Source organism: Amycolatopsis sp. YIM 10 (assembly GCF_009429145.1).
In the GTDB taxonomy this organism is placed as follows: Bacteria; Actinomycetota; Actinomycetes; order Mycobacteriales; family Pseudonocardiaceae; genus Amycolatopsis.
The window spans coordinates 2,570,207-2,585,903 of record NZ_CP045480.1 but is presented as its reverse complement, the minus strand read 5'-3'; the positions used below and the strand labels follow the sequence as shown (position 1 = coordinate 2,585,903).

Below are 15,697 nucleotides of genomic sequence, written 5' to 3'. Positions count from 1 at the left end.
GGAAGTACCCTCGAAGGCGCGATCGCCGGAGAAGGAGCCTGATGCACCCTGGGACCGACGCCCCCGCCACGACCGGGCCGTGGCCCGGCCTGACCGAGCGCGTCACCAGCGAGCTGGCCGGCTCGCTGAACCTGCGCCGCACCGCGCTGCGCCTGCTCGACCTGCTCCGCCCCGCGTTCGCCGACTGGGTGGTGCTCGCGCTACCCGAACTCCGCACCGGCAGGCTGGTGCTGCACGGCGGCGCCGAGCTGACCGCCACCACCCCGGTCACCGCCCGCGTCGACCGCGAGCGCGGCCTCGGCCACGTGCTCAGCTCCGGTCGCACCGACGTGCTGCACGTGGACGAGGACGCCGAGACCGGGCTGGAGGCGATGATCCCGAACGCCGGGTTGCGTGCCGAGGCCGCCGCGCTGCGCCCGGCCGACGTCGCCGGGATCCCGCTGACCGCGCGCGGCACCACCATCGGCGTGCTCGTACTGGTCCGCGGCACGCGCCGCGGCTTTCCCGCCGAGGACATCGCCTTCGCCGAGAAGCTGGCCGGGCGCGCCGCGCTGGCGATCGATTCGGCGCAGCTCTACGAGGACCGCACGCACGTGGCCGCGGTGCTGCAGGCCGGGCTGCGCCCGCCGGTCCTGCCCGAACTGCCCGGCGCGCGGATCGCCGCGCGGATCCGGTCGGCGGCCGCGCACCTCGACCTGTCCGGCGACTTCTACGACGTGCTCGGCTCCGGTGACGACTGGCTGGTGGTGCTCGGCGACGTCTGCGGCAAGGGTGTGGAGGCCGCGGTGCTGACCGGCCGCACCCGGCAGAGCATCCGCACCGCCGCCTACTTCGACCGGCGGCCCAGCCAGGTGCTGACCGCGTTGAACACCGTGCTCTACGAAGCCGACGCCAGCCGGTTCGTGGCCGTGGTGTGCGTGCGGCTGCGCCCGATCGGCGACGGCAGCTCGGCGGTGGCCAGCGTGGCGGTGGCCGGGCACCCGCCGCCGGTGATCATCCGGGCGGGCGGCACGATCGAGCAGATCGAGGCCGTCGGCACGGTGGCCGGCGTGCTGCCGGACCTGGCCTTCCGGGAGGTCGACGTGCGCCTGCACCTCGGTGACACCATGTTGCTGTTCACCGACGGCATCTACGAGGCACGCGGAGCGGATGACTTCTACGGCATGGACCGGCTGGTGGAGCTGCTGCCCGGGTACGCGGGCGCCGGCCCGGAACCGCTGTGCGAGGCGGTCGAGCAGGACGTCTGCGACTATCTCGGCGGCCGCCCGCACGACGACATGGCCCTGTTCGCGGTGACCTGGGGACGATGAGCGCCTTCGACACGGCCGACGCGGTGGCCCGGTTCGGCCGGGCGCTGGTCTCGGTGGACACCACGGCCGCCACCGGCCTGGTCGGTGAGCTGCTCGAGCACGGCGCCGATCCGGTGGTGGTGCTGGTCGAGGTGATCGCCGCCGGGCAGCGCGCGGTCGGCATGCACTGGCAGCGCGGGGAATGGACGGTGGCCAGGGAGCACGCGGCCACCGGGGTCTCGGCCGCCGCGGTGGAGGTGGTCGCCGGGTACGCCCGCCGGGTGCCGGTCAGCCGTGGCCGGGTGGTGGTGGCCTGCGCCGAACGCGAGTGGCACGCGCTGCCCGCCTCGCTCGTCGGCCACGCGCTGCGCGCGCACGGCTGGGAAGTCACCCTGCTCGGCGCGTCCACCCCGGCCGCGCGGCTGAGCCAGTACCTGCACGACCTCGGCCCGGACGCGACCGCGGTCAGCTGCTCGGTGCTGGGCGCGCTGCCCGCCAGCCGCCGGTTCGTCGAGGCCACCACGGCCGCCGGGATTCCCGTGCTGGCAGGCGGTTCCGGCTTCGGCCAGGACGACCGGCGCGCGCTCGCCATCGGCGCGACGGCCTGGGCGCCGGGTGCCTACGCGGCGGTCGAGGCGATCGCGGCGCTGCCCCCGGTGGTCCCGGCGGCGCCACCGCTGCCCGCCGCGGCCGTCGCCGAGCAGGCCCAGCTGGAGCGGGCCCACCCCCGGTTGCTGGCCGGGCTGCGAGCCGGGTGGTCGTTCGCGGCGAGCGTGCTGACCGGCAGTCCCGCGGTGGCCGACAGCCTGGAATCGGTGGTGAAGGACGTGCTCGACCAGTCGCTGCACGCGGTCTGGGCGGCCCTGCTCACCGGTGATCCGCGGCCCATCCCGGAAACCGCGGCGTGGGTGGCCGAGCTGCTGGCCGCCCGCGGCGCGGACCCGCGGCTGGTGGACGAACTCGGCGAACTGCTCACCAGCGTGCTGGTGGACTTCCCGTTGTCGCACGCACTGATGACCGAGGCGCGATGAACGAATTCAACTACGCCGTGGCGGTGGACGACGGGCAGGTGGTGGTCACCACCACCGGTGCGCTGGACGCGCACACCGGCGCCGAATTCCACGAAGCACTGCCGGAACTGGCGGAACGGCACCACGAGCTGGTGCTCGACCTCGCCGGACTGACCTATGTGGACTCCAGCGGGCTGAGCGCGTTCATCGCCGCGCACAAGCGCGCCACCGCGCACGGCGGGCGGGTGCGGCTGAGCCGGGTGCCGCCGTTCCTGGCCAGGCTGCTCGCGGTGACCGGGCTGAACACCATTCTGCCGGTGCTGCGGTGATGGACCAGCGGCAGCTGGTCCGGCTGTCCAAGCAGTTGTCGAAGCACCTGCGCCACGACCCGGCGGCAGCCGGGCTGGTGCTCGACGATGCGGGCTGGGCCGATGTGGACGCGGTGCTCGACGCGCTCGGCATGAACCGCGAGCAGCTCGCGGAAGTGGTCTCCCGCAACGACAAACGCCGGTTCTCGTTCGACGAGAGCGGTGCCCGCATCCGTGCGAACCAGGGGCACAGCGTGGCGGTGGAGCTGGGCCTGCCCGTCGCGGATCCGCCGGAATTCCTTTACCACGGCACGGTTGCCGCCGCGCTGGCGTCGATCCGGGCGGAAGGCCTGCGCCCGATGCGACGGCACGCCGTGCACCTGTCCCCGGACGAGGAAACCGCCCGCCGGGTGGGCGCGCGGCGTGGCGCTCCGGTGATCCTGCGAGTCGCCGCCGGACGCATGGCCTCAGCCGGACACGCGTTCCAGCTCAGCGCGAACGGCGTCTGGCTGACCGACGCGGTGCCGCCGGAGTACCTGAGCTAGCCGACGAGCCAGGCGATGGCGCCGCCGACGGCGAGCACCGCGCCGACGCCCAGCAGCATGGCCATCACCTTCGCGGTCTTCCACGTGCTGTACACACCGCCGATCAGGAAACCGGCCAGTGCCAGCAAACCGACGATGATGAATTCCTTCGGCACTACAGCACACCCTTGGTCGACGGGACACCCAGCGCACGCGGGTCGGCCTCGGTCGCCGCGCGCAGCGCCCGTGCCACCGCCTTGTACTGCGCTTCGGCGATGTGGTGCGGATCGCGGCCGTGCAGGACTCGCACGTGCAGCGCGATCTGCGCGTGGAACGACAGCGAGTCGAACACGTGGCGGGTCAGCACGAACGGGTAGTTCCCGCCGATGGTGAAGGTGTTGAACTGCTCCGGCTCACCGAGGTGCACGCAGTACGGGCGGCCCGACACGTCGATCGCGGCGTGCGCCAGCGTCTCGTCCATCGGGATCCACGCGTCGCCGAAGCGGCGGATGCCCTTCTTGTCCCCGAGCGCCTGGCGGATCGCCTGGCCCAGCACGATCGCCGTGTCCTCGACCGTGTGGTGCGCGTCGATGTGCACGTCACCGGTGGCGTCCACCTTCAGGTCCAGCGAGCCGTGCGCGCCGAACGCGGTCAGCATGTGGTCGAAGAACGGCACGCCGGTGCTGATCTCCACCTCACCGGTGCCGTCGAGGTCCAGCTGGACCGAGATCGAGGACTCCTTGGTGGTCCGTTCCACCTTGCCCACGCGGCTCACCTGGGCACCTCCTTCGCGAAAACGTCCTTGGCGACGCCGAGAAAGACGTCGTTCTCCTCCGGGGTGCCGATGGTCACCCGCAGGTGCCCGGCGATGCCGACGTCGCGGATCAGCACCCCCTGGTCCACAAAGGACTTCCAAGCGGCGGGCGCGTCGGCGAAGCGGCCGAACAGGATGAAGTTGGCGTCGCTGGGCACCGGCGTGGCGCCGAGGCCCAGCAGCGCGTCGGCCACCCTGTCCCGCTCGGCGGCGAGCTTGGCCACCGAAGCCAGCGTGGCCTCGGCGTGCCGCAGCGCGGCCCGCGCGGCCGCCTGGGTCAGCAGCGAGAGGTGGTACGGCAGCCGCACCAGCTGCAGTGCGTCCACAATGGCCGGTGTGGCGGCCAGATAACCCAGCCGTCCACCGGCGAACGCGAACGCCTTGCTCATCGTGCGCGAGACGATCAGCTTCGCCGGGTACTCCGCCAGCAGGGTCACCGCGCTCGGCTGGGCGGAGAACTCGGCGTAGGCCTCGTCCACCACCACGATGCCCGGCGCGACCCGCAGCACCGCCTCCAGCTCGGCGGTCGGGATCGAGCCGCCGGTCGGGTTGTTCGGGCTGGTCAGGAACACCACGTCGGGGGCGCGCTCGGCGACCACCCGCGCGGCGGCCTCGGTGTCCAGGGTGAAGTCGTCGCGACGCGGCGCGGGCAGCCACTCGGTGCGCGTGCCCGCCGAGATGATCGGGTGCATCGAGTAGGACGGCTCGAAGCCGAGCGCGCTGCGGCCCGGCCCGCCGAAGGCCTGCAGGATCTGCTGGAGCACCTCGTTGGACCCGTTCGCCGCCCACACCTGCCGCTCGGACAGCGCCACACCGGTGCTCGCGGAGAGGTACGCGGCCAGGTCGCGGCGCAGTTCGACGGCGTCGCGGTCCGGGTAGCGATGCAGACCGGCGGCCACCTCGCGGACGGCCTCGGTCACGTCGTCGACCAGCGCGTCCGGCGGCGGGTACGGGTTCTCGTTGGTGTTCAGCCGGACCGGCACGTCCAGCTGCGGCGCCCCGTACGGGCTGCGTCCGCGCAGGTCCTCCCGCAACGGCAGCTCGTCCAGCGTCACAGCGTCCAACTCGTCCACAGCGACCAGCCTAAGGCGTGGCGAGGGCCTCACCGCAGGCCGGTCACCACGGTGAGGAACTCGTCGAGCTGCGCCGGGGTGACGAAGTAGTGCGGTGACGCCCGGACCATCGAGCTGAGGCCGCGCCGTCCCATGTCGAACCTGGTCGAGCCCTCGGACGTCACGCTGAGCACGATGTCCTTGTCCCACAACAGGTCCTTCACGCGCGACGGCTCGAGCCCGTCGACGGTGAAGGTGACGATGCCGCTGGGCCGCTCCCCCAGGTCGTGCACGGTCACGCCGGGGATCGCGGACAGCCCGGTGCGCAGCCGCGACGCCCGCTCGCCCACCTCCGCGGCGATGTGCTCCATGCCGAGGTCGAGGGCGTACTCGGCGGCTTTGAGCAGGCCGAGGCGCTCGGCCACGCCGAACTCCCACAGCTCGTGCAGCCGCGCGTCCTGGCGGAACCGGTACTCCCACAGCCCGGACCAGTCGGCCCCGCTGTGGTCGAACAGCCGGGGCCGCAGCCGGTCGGCGATCTCGCGCCGGACCACCAGGAACCCGGTGCCGCGCGGCCCGCGCAGCCACTTGCGCCCGGTGCCGGTGATCAGGTCCACGCCCAGGTCGGCGGCGTGCACCGGCAGCTGGCCCGCCGACTGGCAGGCGTCCAGCAGCACCAGCGCCCCCGCCTCGTGCGCGGCCTCGGTCACCTCGCGGACCGGGTTCACCAGTCCGCCGTTGGTCGGCACGTGGACCAGCGAGACCAGCTTGACCCGCTCGTCGAGCAGGTTCCGCAGCGCGGCCACGTCCAGCTGGCCGGACTCGTCCGACGGCACCAGCTCGAGCCGCGCGCCGGACAGCTCGGTCAGCCGCAGCAGCGCGACCGCGTTCGCGCCGTACTCGGCCTCGCTGATCAGCACCCGGTCACCCGGCGCCAGCGGCACCGAGTCGACCAGGGTCAGCCAGGACCGGGTGGCGCTGTCGGTGAAGGCGACCTCGTCCGGTTCGCAGCCGAGCAGTTCGGCGAACACCGGATAGGCGCGCTCCAGGTCGTCCTCACGCTCGGCGGCCGCGCGGTAACCGCCGACCTCGGCTTCGCGGCGCAGGTGCCCGATCACCTCGTCGAGCACCTGGGGCGGCGGCAGGGACGAACCGGCGCTGTCCAGGAAGATCATTTCTCGAACCTCGCCGTGACGGCTTCCCCGTGCGCGGGCAGGTCTTCGGCGTTGGCCAGCGCGACCACCTTGCCCGCCACCTCGCGCAGCGCCTGCTCGCTGTAGTCGACCACGTGGATGCCACGCAGGAAGCTCTGCACCGACAGGCCGGACGAGTGCCGCGCGAAACCGCCGGTGGGCAGCACGTGGTTCGATCCGGCGCAGTAGTCGCCGAGCGAGACCGGGGCGTAGGCACCGACGAAGACCGCGCCCGCGTTGCGCACCCTGGCGGCCACCGCGCGCGCGTCGGCGGTCTGGATCTCCAGGTGCTCGGCGGCGTAGGCGTCCACCACCCGCAGACCGTCGTCCACAGTGGACACCAGGACGATGCCGGACTGCTTGCCGGTCAGCGCTTCGGTGACGCGCGCGGTGTGCTTGGTGGCCGGGACCCGGCGGGCCAGCTCGGCGTCCACCGCGTCGGCGAGCGACTCGGAGTCGGTCACCAGCACGCTGGCGGCCAGCGGGTCGTGCTCGGCCTGGCTGATCAGGTCGGCGGCCACGTGCGCCGGGTCGGCGGTGTGGTCGGCGAGCACCGCGATCTCGGTGGGGCCCGCCTCGGAGTCGATCCCGATCAGGCCGCGGAGCAGGCGCTTGGCCGCGGTCAGATAGATGTTGCCCGGCCCGGTGACCACGTCCACCGGGGCGAGTTCGGCGCCGTCGGTGTCGGTGCCGCCGTAGGCCAGCAGTGCCACCGCCTGCGCGCCGCCGACCGCCCACACCTCGTCCACGCCGAGCAGTTCGGCGGCGGCGAGCACGGTCGGGTGCGGCAGCCCGCCGAACTCGGCCTGCGGCGGTGAGCAGAGCACCAGCGAGCCGACCCCGGCCGTCTGCGCCGGGACCACGTTCATCACCACGGTCGACGGGTACACCGCCAGCCCGCCCGGCGCGTACAGCCCGACGCGCTCGACCGGCACCCAGCGCTCGGTGACCGTGCCGCCGTCGACCACGGTGGTGGTGACGTCGGGGCGGCGCTGGTCGGCGTGCACCTTGCGGGCCCGCGTGGTGGCCTCCTCCAGTGCCTCGCGCACCGCCGGGTCCAGCTCGGCCAGCGCGCGCGTGCGCTCGGCGGCGGGCACGCGGATCGCGGACGGCCGGACGCCGTCGAACTTCTCACCGAACTCCAGCGCGGCCTCGGCACCCCGGTCGCGGACCGCGTCCACGATCGGCCGGACCAGATGCAGTACGGCGTCCACGTCGGTTCCGGCGCGCGGCAGGGCGGCGCGCAGTTCGGCGGGGGACGGAGTACGACCTCGCAGGTCCGTGCGGTTGAGCATGGCCACGAGGGTAGCTTCGACGGCGGAGAGGAGACGCCCGTGCCCCGAATCGCGCTCTGCCAGCTGACCTCCGGTGCCGATCCGGCCGCCAACCTGGACCTGGTCCGGGAGTGGACCGCCCGCGCCGCCGCCGACGGCGCCCAGGTGGTGGTCTTCCCGGAGGCGACCATGGCCGGGTTCGGCGTGCCGCTCGGGCCGCTCGCCGAACCGCTCGACGGGCCGTGGGCCTCGGCGGTCGCTTCGGTGGCGGCGGAGCACGGCGTGCTGGTCGTCGCGGGCATGTTCACCCCGGACGGCGACCGCGTGCGCAACACGCTGCTGGTCACCGGGCTCGGCGAGCACCTCGGGTACGACAAGATCCATCTCTACGACGCCTTCGGCTTCAAGGAGTCGAAGACGGTGGCGCCGGGTGAGTCGATCGCCACGGTCACCGTGAACGACACCGTGCTCGGCCTGGCCACCTGCTACGACGTGCGGTTCCCCGAACTGTTCCAGAAGCTGGCCGGTGAAGGCGCCGCCGCGGTGCTGCTGCCCGCGTCGTGGGGTGCCGGTGAGGGCAAGCGCGAGCAGTGGGAACTGCTGGTGCGCGCGCGGGCGCTCGACTCGGGCAGCTGGGTGCTCGCCTGCGACCAGGCCGATCCGGCGGTCACCGGCGTCACCGTGAACCCGAAGGCGCCGACCGGCATCGGGTACTCGACGGTGGCCGACCCGTTCGGCCGGGTCCACGCGCAACTGGGCGCGGACGCGGACCTGCTGGTGGTCGACATCGACCCGGCCCTGTCCACCACCTCTCGCGAGGCGACGGCCGTGCTGCCGAACCGGCGCCTCTAGGACGGATGCGCGATGCCCTCTTCGATGGCCAGCCTGGTCAGTTCGGGGCGGCGGCGCCTGCCGGTCTTGTCGCGGATCCGGTCCAGGTAGGACCGCACGGTCCGGACGCTGATCGACATGGCCTCGGCGATGTCCTGGTCCCGCTCCCCCGCCGCGACCAGCGAGAGCACCTGCCGCTCGCGTTCGGACAGCACCAGCTTCGGCCCGGCGTTGCGGTCCCGCGTCGAGTTCAGCACGAACGAGGCCAGCGTCGGCGAGACGTAGGAGTTGCCCGACGCGATCTCCCTGATCGCACGCAGGATCTCCTCGCCGTCGGCGTCCTTCGACAGGTAACCCCGCGCGCCGGCGGAGATCGCGCCAAGCACCTCGGACTGCCCGGCGTGCGCGGAGACCACCAGCACCTTGTGCCCCATGCCGACCACCTCCATCACCGCGGCGGCGTCGGCGATCCCGCGCAGCTTCAGGTCCAGCACCACGACGCTGCCCGCGGGCTGGCGGCACACCGCGAAGCGCGCCACCGAGTCGGCGACCGCGCCCAGTTCGATGTCCTCGGCTTCTTCGAGCACTCTCGCCACGGCCGCGCGGTACAGGGGATGGTCCTCGATCACCCCGACCCTGATCGCCTGTGTGCTGACCACTGCTCGTTCACCCCAGTTCACCCGAATCCGGCGGCCGCCGCCGGGTCCAGCGCGGGCCCGCTCGGCACCAGCGCGAGCAGGCCGGCGGACACCGGTAGCTTAGGTACTGCACCATAACCCAGTGCGGCCAATGCTTCACCGCTCGCGACGGGGTACTTGGTGCCAAGATCGGTGAGCACGTACACCGTGCCGGAGGGCTGCTCGGCCACCACCGCCCCACCGGACGGCGGCACGTACACCTCGTCGGCGGTCCGCCCGTCCCCGGCGGCGACCGGCTGCGGGCGCGCGCCGGCGGGCAGGGGCGCGCTCGCCCCGATGGTCACCTTCGCCGAGCCGGAGCCGTCACCCTCGGCGCAGACCGCCACCGTTTCACCGTTGACCTCGACCGCCACCGGGATGCGGTCCGGGTAGCCTGCCGGGTCCGCGCCACCGGCGGTCCCGGCGTCGGTGGCCAGTCCCGCCGCGGCGACGTCGGCCGCGGACACCTCGATGGTCTGGCCGCCGCCACTGGACACCTGCGCCGCGGCGTTCGCCGGGGCCTGCATGATCAGCGCGGCCTCGGTCTGTGTGATCGGCACCAGCCCTTCGGCACGCACCAGGTAGTAGCCGGGCGTGCTGGTGCCCGCGACGCTGAGCACCTGGCCGATCTCGGTGTCGCGCACGCCGACCCGCGGCCCCTTGCGCCCGGCTCCGTCCACTTCGACGAAGTCCAGGTCCCGGCCCGCGGGCACGGTGTTCAGCCAGCGGCTCGAAACCACGATCGGCACGCGGCGGTCGTACCCGAGCGCGGCACCGGCTTCGGGGCTGAGCCGGAACCGGTGCCCGGAGCTGATCAGGTACCGCTCCCCGCCGGGCAACCGGACCAGCAGGCCCTCCCCCGCGGCGAGCGGGCGTCCGGTGGACGAGGCGCCGAGCAGTACCGAGGTGGCCGGTTCGGCGTCGGTCGGCTGGTCGCGACTGGTGCGGGAACAGGAGATCCACGGACCTGTTTGCAGTCTTTCCTTGCCCGGCAAGGAATCCGGGGCCCCGGGAATGCCGACCCGCGGCCCGCGCCCGGCCTTGGCCAGGTTCTTCGCCGGGACCTTCACCGTGGCCGAGCCGTCACCACCGGCCAGCAACCGCGCCGAGGCGTAGTTGAGCACCGGGTGCAGCGTGCCCTCCTCACCGAGGATGAACCGGGCGCCCGTCTCCTCCTCGACGATCACCTTGCCACCGGCCAGCCAGTCCTTGCCGCCCGACGGCTTCAGCAGGCCGATCACGCCGAACACCGCGGTGATCAGCAACGCCACCGCGATGCCGATGATGGTGCCGAGCACCAGCCTGCGCCCCGGTGACACCGGGTGATTGGCGTCGGCCGAAACGAGTGCCGAGACCAGTCTCCGGCGCAGGAACTGGTACGCCTGGATCTGGTCCCGCTGAGTCCACACCGGTTGTTACCCCCGAGGAAGAAGGCCGTGCGCCGGGGCTAATGCTAGGTATGAATGCACTCGCTGATGTGGGCAATTTTTCCGGCAGCGCCACGGTGTGTGCCCCGATACCGTTACGCAGGGGAGCGTGAGAGGGGCCATCCTGTGTCATTGTCTTCACCCGCCCCATGGGGGAACCGGACCGCCGCGGTGCCGCTTCCCGCCGGCGGCCGCGAGCCGGGCTCGATCGCCGATCCGGCCGCCGCGCCGTGGATCCTGCCGATCCGGGCCCGTCAGGTCGCCTTGTGGGAGGTCGCCGCGCTGGGCGCGCTGGCCGCCTACGGGCTCGGTGACGGCTTCACCGCTGTGTCGATCACCGCGATCGCGCTGGCCGTGCTGGTCGTGGTGACCACCTCGGTGCGTTTCACCGGCAGGCACCTGGCCGGGTGGGCGTGGACCTGGCTCACCTTCCGCCTTCGCCAGCACGACGACCGCCGCGCCGGGGCCGGGCCGATGCACTCGCTGGTCGGCGAGTTCCCCATCCGCCAGCACACCGACCGGGCGGGCAACCGGCTCGGCATCGTCGGTGTCGGTGACGGCTGGACCTCGGTGGTCCGGCTGACCGGCGGCGGGCTGCCCGCGGTCGGCACCCTGCTCGACGTGCTCGGCGCGACCTACCGCCGGGCCGACATCCCGTTGGACAGCGCGCAACTGGTGGTCTGGACCGCGCCGCGGCCGGGACAGAACCCGCTGCGGGTGTGCTGGCTGGCCGTGCGCTACCGGCCTGCCGACGCGCCGATCGCCGCGCTGGCCAGGGGCGGCGGTGAACTGGGTGCGCTGCGCACCACCGCGAGCGCGGCGCTGGGCCTGGCCGGCGCGCTGGCCGACGTGGGCTACGAGAGCACCGTGCTGGAGGCGGGCGAACTCGGCGAGGAACTCCGCGTCGCGCTCGGCGCGGAACCGGATTTCGGTGCTGTGCAAGAGGTTCCGGAGTTCACCGACGGCTGGCGCTGGTGGTCGGCGGGCACCGGCGATGGCCGCATCCGGCAGTCCTGCTTCCGCCCGCTGTCCGATCGGGACCTGCCGAAGCTGGTCACCGGGCACGTGCCGACCGCGGCCTTCACCACCGTCTCGTACACGCTGAGCCGGACCGCCGCCGGCCGCGAACGCGCCGACGTGACCGTGCGGGTGGGCACACGCGGCGAGGCCACCCCGCCCACCGGCTCACCGACGCTGTGCGGGGTCCCGCTGGTCGCGGTGAACGGACGGCACGCCGAACACGTGCGCCGCTCGCTTCCCTTGGCACTGCCGTGAAGAAGCTCTAGCCCCGCACTGCTTCGTAGACGCCGATGATCACGCCGGTGATGGGCACCAGCGAGAGCAGCGCGAGGAACTCGATGATGTCCATCAGGCGCGACCAGTACGGCGAACGGTGTCCCTTGGCCACGCGCGCCGCGTAGACCAGGCAGACCACCGCGGCCAGCGCGACGGCCAGCGCCGCGGCGAAAACCAGCGAGCGGTCGGCTTCGACGCCCAGCCAGAGCCCGGCGCACGAAAGTCCCGCGAGGCCGTAGCCGATCAGCACCAGCCGCTGCGGGCCACCGGCGTACGACCGCGACCGCAGCACCCAGGCCAGCCCGAGCAGCGCGGTCAGCCCGGCCTCCCACGCACCGCCCTGGGAAACCAGCACCACCGAGCAGCCGAGCACCACACTGCCCAGCGCCACCAGCAAGCCGGTGAGCAGGCGCTGCGCGTAGGCGGTCTGCCCGGCCATCGCGGCACCCAGCGACGGGCGTTCGTCGGCGCGGAAGGAGGCCATGTCGTCCGGGACGCGCGGCAGCGGGAGACGGCCGAGCCGCAGCGCCAGCATCGGTGCGAAGGCGGCCATCGCGGTGGCGAGCACGGCCAGCACCGAAGCCGCGCTGACCGGACGTACCCCGGTCAGCAGCACGATGCCCGCGGCGGGCGCGGCGAGCACCGCGGAAACGGTGACCGCGACGAACCACGGCAGCCGGTCGGCCACCGTCACCGCGGACAGCGCGCCGAACACCGCCACCGCGGCGAGCCCGATGCCCAGCGGCCCGGCGTCGAGCGAGAACAGCGGGTGCGGCGGGAAGGCCGACATCCCGGCGAGCAGAGCCGCGCCGATCCCGGCGAGCGCGGTGGCCGCACCGGCCTGCGCGTCCCCGGCGGCGCGGCTCAGCGCGCCACCGCCGAGCAGCAGCACCAGCGCGAGCAGGCCGCAGGCGATCGGCGCGAACAGCGTGCCCGCGAAACTGGCCTGCGACAACACGGCCGCGCCGAGCAGCAGCACCACCGCGGCGGTGATCCCGGCGCGGCGGGCCAGGTCCGCGCCCCATTCGCGGTCGGACTCGCTCGCGCTGGCGATCGAATCCACCACGTCGTCGAACAACAGTGGCGCGCGCGGGCGCTCGCGCGGGGTCAGGTAGAGCACCTCGCCGTCGCGCATCCCGGCGGCGGCCACGGTCAGCCCGGGCGCCAGCGGCGCGCCACCGAGCCGGGTCAGCGCCCAGCCGGGGTGCTCCGGGGTGGCCTGACCGTCGGCGCCGGCGAGCCGGACGAGTTGCGGCACCAGTTCGGCGAGCGTGCTCTGCGGTGGCAGGGCCACATCGACCCGCGCGAGCGGGGTCACCACGGTGACCCGGCGGGTGGCCGACCCTGCCGCTGCCGGGGTGACGGTGTCGGTCACTGCTGCGAAGCCCCCGCGGCGTCGATCACCGGCGCGAACTTCGCCCGGCTGGCCTCACCGAGCTTGGTCAGCCCGTTGTTGACCGCTTCGAGCACGATCTCGCCCAGTTCCCTGGCCGGGAAGCGGCGCGCGGCGTCGGGATCGATGGAGATCTCGGTGAACCGGCCGTCGCCGCGCAGGGTGGCGACCACCTCGTTGCCGCGCGAGTAGCCCTTCACCTCCATCTTCTCCACCGACCGCTGGATCCGCCGCACCTGCTCGGTCTGCGCACGGACCTCCTCCAGCAGCGCGTTCATGTCCGGGACCTGGTACGGATCGCTCATCTGCTTCCCCTTGGTGGTTGCGATCGGGAGTTCGTCGGGGGTATTCGGTGGATCCAGGTTTTCGCTGGGTGTGCGGCCGGGAGACCTGCGTACCGGTGTTGCACTCGGGTCTTCCGGCGGTGCGTCCAGCGGGAAGCTGGGCCGCCGAGACCCCCGGCGCACTCCCGATCGTGACCGCTCAACGGTCGACCGACACGGTGCCGTCGGCATCGATGTCGATGTGCTGCTCGTATTCCTTGCCGTCCACGGTGAACTCGAGGTCCAACTCGATGTCGCGGCCCATCGGCACCTCGATCGAGGTGGCCACGTCACCCTGCTCGGTGCGGATGACGATCTCCTCGCCGTTGCCGCCACCACCGCCGCTCTCGCCGCCGCCGGGGGCGGGCTGCGACGGCGCGGGGTCGGCGGGTGCGGGCAGGGTCTGCCCCGGCACCGCGTTCGCCGCCGGGTCGACCGGGATCCACGCGTTGCGCGGGTCGATCAGCCCGGGGGCGAGCGAGCCACCGGCGGTGCCCCCACCGCCGGCGGCCCATTCCCAGGGCGACTGGCCCTGGTTGCCGGTGAACCCGTTCAGCGCGGGCGGCAGGTAGTTGGTGAACCCGCCGGGCGCGGTGCCACCACCGAACCCGCCACCGGCGCCACCGGGATAACCGCCGGTTCCCGTGCCATGACCACCCGTGCCGTAACCACCGCCCGGCCCGCCGCCCACGGGCAGGCCGCCGTTGCCCGCGACCTGCTGGCCGGACGGGCTGGCCACCGAGGGCGGGCTCTGCGGCGGGGCCACCGGAGTGGCACCGATGCCGCCGGTGCCCGGCGCGGTGCCGGAGCCCGAGCCCTTGTCACCACCGCCGAACAGCTTCTCGATTTCACTGATGATGGTGACCAGCTGGGTGATCTGCCCGGCGAGGTCGACCACACCGAGCGTCTTGAGCAGCGCCGCGATGGCCTGGATGAAGCCCTTCAGCGAAGCGCTGGTCGCGGTGGACAGCGCCACCGCGGCGCCGTAGGTCCACGGGTTCGACATCAGCGAGGCGACCGTCGGATTGACCGCGGCGACCACCGAGCGGTAGGCCTGCTGCGCGGTCTGGACCAGCGTGCCGGAAATGCCGAGCAGGTCCGCGCCTCTGCGCACCACGTCGATGATCTTGTTCAGCGAAGCCAGTGAATCGGCGATCTTCTTCAGCGCGGATTCGCTGGCTTTGCCCTCCCACACCTTTTCCAGTTGCTTCGCCGCCCCGGCGAACTCGTTGAGCAGCGTGGCGAACTCGGTCGCCTTCTTCAGCAGCTCACCGACGTGCTTGGCGATCTGCTCCGGGGAACCGGAAACGATCTGCGGCAGAATGGTGATCGGCCCGCCGGAAGAAGCGGTCGCGTCCATCGCGCTGGAGTTCGGGAAATACACTGCACACCTCTTTTTCATCCACGAGCCGGAAACGTGATCAGGCGAACGCCGGTCGATAGACGCTCACTTTCGCCGGCCCGTGGATACCGGAGTCCACCAGGCCGTGGTTGTACAGCTGGCCGTTGTTGCCCGCGACCCCGATCACCGAGTCCGCCACGATGACCACGTCACCGCCGCGCACCCCGCCGGGTACGTCGCCGAGGTCGCGCGCGGTGCCCGAGTAGACCTCGATCACCCCGACGCTGGCCTGGTTGTCCGCGTTGCCCTCGAGCCAGGCGTTGAACTGGGCGGCGTCGGCGAAGTCCGCGCCCGGCCCGGCCAGGCCCGCCTGTTCCATATAGCGCAACACATTGCCGACCGAACCCGGTTCGCCGCCCGCGCCGGCGCTGTCGCGCACCGCGCAGGCCGCCAGTTCGGCCGCCACCGGGGTGCCCCAGATCGCCGGGAGCACCGAGCCGGCCGAGGACGGCTTGCCGCCGTAGCCGGTCGCGACCGCCTCGTCGGCGGCCTGGTACTCGTCGGCGCACTGGCGCACCAGGTCGTTCACCTCCTGCATGAGGGAGAGCAGGGTGCGGACCGCGGAAACCTGCTGTTGTCGCAGGGCCTCACCGGCCGCCGCGACGGCGTCGCCGATGCCGGCGAAGGATGCCGGGGGCACCTCGAGCCGTTCCAGGTCACCGACGGAGTTCACGCCGCGCATGATGATCCCGCCGACGTTGCCTGCTGCCGATCGCATCGCCTCGGGCTCCGCCCGGAACTCCTGGCTGCCGCCCATCACCCTCCCTTCCACCGGTCGCGACCAGCGTAAGGACGGCCGAGAAGGGCGACGGACGGCAAAAGTACCCACCGTGACCGCCTCACGAGTGGCCAAAATGAGCGGCAAAGTACCCACACGCACCAAG

The 15,697-nt window shown here is 72.8% G+C and carries 17 protein-coding genes; 6 read left to right on the top strand and 11 right to left on the bottom strand.

All coding sequences use genetic code 11. From position 1 onward, the window contains the following. Positions 1 to 41 precede the first annotated feature (41 nt). Genes YIM_RS12545 through YIM_RS12530 form a run of 4 tightly spaced genes read left to right on the top strand, consistent with a single transcriptional unit; the run spans position 42 to position 3,152 of the window. Entirely contained in the window at positions 42 to 1,310 is a 1,269-nt protein-coding gene (locus tag YIM_RS12545; protein ID WP_153030520.1) for a PP2C family protein-serine/threonine phosphatase, read from the top strand. After that, the gene (locus YIM_RS12540) at positions 1,307 to 2,320 is read left to right on the top strand and encodes a B12-binding domain-containing protein (RefSeq protein WP_153030519.1); all 1,014 of its coding nucleotides are present in this window, start codon (positions 1,307 to 1,309) and stop codon (positions 2,318 to 2,320) included. The genes YIM_RS12545 and YIM_RS12540 overlap by 4 nt, the downstream gene beginning before the upstream one ends. Further along, entirely contained in the window at positions 2,317 to 2,628 is a 312-nt protein-coding gene (locus YIM_RS12535; RefSeq protein ID WP_153030518.1) for an STAS domain-containing protein, read from the top strand. Before YIM_RS12540 ends, YIM_RS12535 begins: the two co-directional genes overlap by 4 nt. Next, on the top strand, positions 2,628 to 3,152 hold the full coding sequence (locus tag YIM_RS12530; protein WP_153030517.1) for an RNA 2'-phosphotransferase: 525 nt from the start codon (positions 2,628 to 2,630) through the stop codon (positions 3,150 to 3,152). The genes YIM_RS12535 and YIM_RS12530 overlap by 1 nt, the downstream gene beginning before the upstream one ends. On the opposite strand, the gene YIM_RS48570 is transcribed toward YIM_RS12530, so the two are convergent. Genes YIM_RS48570 through hisD form a run of 5 tightly spaced genes read right to left on the bottom strand, consistent with a single transcriptional unit; the run spans position 3,149 to position 7,485 of the window. Next, entirely contained in the window at positions 3,149 to 3,307 is a 159-nt protein-coding gene (locus tag YIM_RS48570) for a hypothetical protein (RefSeq protein WP_194240133.1), read from the bottom strand. The genes YIM_RS12530 and YIM_RS48570 overlap by 4 nt on opposite strands. After that, entirely contained in the window at positions 3,307 to 3,906 is a 600-nt protein-coding gene (gene hisB / locus YIM_RS12525; RefSeq protein WP_153030516.1) for an imidazoleglycerol-phosphate dehydratase HisB, read from the bottom strand. The genes YIM_RS48570 and hisB overlap by 1 nt, the downstream gene beginning before the upstream one ends. Next, on the bottom strand, positions 3,903 to 5,018 hold the full coding sequence (locus YIM_RS12520; RefSeq protein ID WP_370468983.1) for a histidinol-phosphate transaminase: 1,116 nt from the start codon (positions 5,016 to 5,018) through the stop codon (positions 3,903 to 3,905). Before YIM_RS12520 ends, hisB begins: the two co-directional genes overlap by 4 nt. Before the next feature lie 29 nt (positions 5,019 to 5,047). Then, positions 5,048 to 6,172: an aminotransferase class V-fold PLP-dependent enzyme gene (locus tag YIM_RS12515; protein WP_153030515.1), complete on the bottom strand. Its 1,125-nt coding sequence runs from the start codon at positions 6,170 to 6,172 to the stop codon at positions 5,048 to 5,050. Further along, positions 6,169 to 7,485 carry a histidinol dehydrogenase gene (gene hisD / locus YIM_RS12510; RefSeq protein ID WP_153030514.1) on the bottom strand — a complete coding sequence of 439 codons (1,317 nt, stop codon included), beginning with the start codon at positions 7,483 to 7,485 and terminating at the stop codon, positions 6,169 to 6,171. Before hisD ends, YIM_RS12515 begins: the two co-directional genes overlap by 4 nt. Positions 7,486 to 7,524: 39 nt before the next feature. On the opposite strand from hisD, the gene YIM_RS12505 reads away from it, so the two are divergent. Next, positions 7,525 to 8,316, top strand: coding sequence for a carbon-nitrogen hydrolase family protein (locus tag YIM_RS12505; RefSeq protein ID WP_153030513.1), 792 nt, complete (start codon positions 7,525 to 7,527; stop codon positions 8,314 to 8,316). On the opposite strand, the gene YIM_RS12500 is transcribed toward YIM_RS12505, so the two are convergent. Both YIM_RS12500 and eccB read right to left on the bottom strand, forming a co-directional pair. Beyond that, entirely contained in the window at positions 8,313 to 8,954 is a 642-nt protein-coding gene (locus tag YIM_RS12500; protein ID WP_113693334.1) for a response regulator transcription factor, read from the bottom strand. The two genes, YIM_RS12505 and YIM_RS12500, sit on opposite strands and share 4 nt — an antisense overlap. 17 nt (positions 8,955 to 8,971) lie before the next feature. Beyond that, positions 8,972 to 10,381, bottom strand: a complete 1,410-nt coding sequence (eccB, locus tag YIM_RS12495; protein ID WP_153030512.1) for a type VII secretion protein EccB — start codon at positions 10,379 to 10,381, stop codon at positions 8,972 to 8,974. Between the two features lie 144 nt (positions 10,382 to 10,525). Here eccB and YIM_RS12490 point away from each other — a divergent pair, with 144 nt between their 5' ends. Continuing rightward, positions 10,526 to 11,674, top strand: a complete 1,149-nt coding sequence (locus tag YIM_RS12490; RefSeq protein ID WP_370468982.1) for a type VII secretion protein EccE — start codon at positions 10,526 to 10,528, stop codon at positions 11,672 to 11,674. A gap of 7 nt (positions 11,675 to 11,681) precedes the next feature. Here YIM_RS12490 and eccD read toward each other — a convergent pair whose 3' ends face one another. The 4 genes from eccD to YIM_RS12470 all read right to left on the bottom strand — a co-directional run bounded on the left by eccD (position 11,682) and on the right by YIM_RS12470 (position 15,570). Further along, on the bottom strand, positions 11,682 to 13,070 hold the full coding sequence (gene eccD / locus YIM_RS12485) for a type VII secretion integral membrane protein EccD (RefSeq protein ID WP_153030510.1): 1,389 nt from the start codon (positions 13,068 to 13,070) through the stop codon (positions 11,682 to 11,684). Continuing rightward, complete coding sequence (locus YIM_RS12480) at positions 13,067 to 13,393, bottom strand: YbaB/EbfC family nucleoid-associated protein (protein WP_153030509.1); 327 nt, start codon at positions 13,391 to 13,393, stop codon at positions 13,067 to 13,069. The genes eccD and YIM_RS12480 overlap by 4 nt, the downstream gene beginning before the upstream one ends. A 178-nt stretch (positions 13,394 to 13,571) precedes the next feature. Beyond that, a complete protein-coding gene (locus YIM_RS12475) occupies positions 13,572 to 14,795 on the bottom strand; it encodes a WXG100 family type VII secretion target (RefSeq protein ID WP_228004693.1) in 1,224 nt (407 codons plus the stop codon). Positions 14,796 to 14,832: 37 nt separating this feature from the next. Beyond that, positions 14,833 to 15,570 (bottom strand): WXG100 family type VII secretion target, encoded by a 738-nt coding sequence (locus YIM_RS12470; protein ID WP_153030507.1) that lies wholly within the window; start codon positions 15,568 to 15,570, stop codon positions 14,833 to 14,835. Between the last annotated feature and the right edge of the window lie 127 nt (positions 15,571 to 15,697).

What these genes read in the sequence shown, in the direction of transcription:
- YIM_RS12545 (WP_153030520.1), top strand. Translation starts at nt 42, where the DNA reads ATGCACCCTGGGACCGACGCCCCCGCCACGACCGGGCCGTGGCCCGGC.
- YIM_RS12540 (WP_153030519.1), top strand. Translation starts at nt 1,307, where the DNA reads ATGAGCGCCTTCGACACGGCCGACGCGGTGGCCCGGTTCGGCCGGGCG.
- YIM_RS12535 (WP_153030518.1), top strand. Translation starts at nt 2,317, where the DNA reads ATGAACGAATTCAACTACGCCGTGGCGGTGGACGACGGGCAGGTGGTG.
- YIM_RS12530 (WP_153030517.1), top strand. Translation starts at nt 2,628, where the DNA reads ATGGACCAGCGGCAGCTGGTCCGGCTGTCCAAGCAGTTGTCGAAGCAC.
- YIM_RS12515 (WP_153030515.1), bottom strand. Translation starts at nt 6,172, where the DNA reads ATGATCTTCCTGGACAGCGCCGGTTCGTCCCTGCCGCCGCCCCAGGTG.
- hisD (WP_153030514.1), bottom strand. Translation starts at nt 7,485, where the DNA reads ATGCTCAACCGCACGGACCTGCGAGGTCGTACTCCGTCCCCCGCCGAA.
- YIM_RS12480 (WP_153030509.1), bottom strand. Translation starts at nt 13,393, where the DNA reads ATGAGCGATCCGTACCAGGTCCCGGACATGAACGCGCTGCTGGAGGAG.
- YIM_RS12470 (WP_153030507.1), bottom strand. Translation starts at nt 15,570, where the DNA reads ATGGGCGGCAGCCAGGAGTTCCGGGCGGAGCCCGAGGCGATGCGATCG.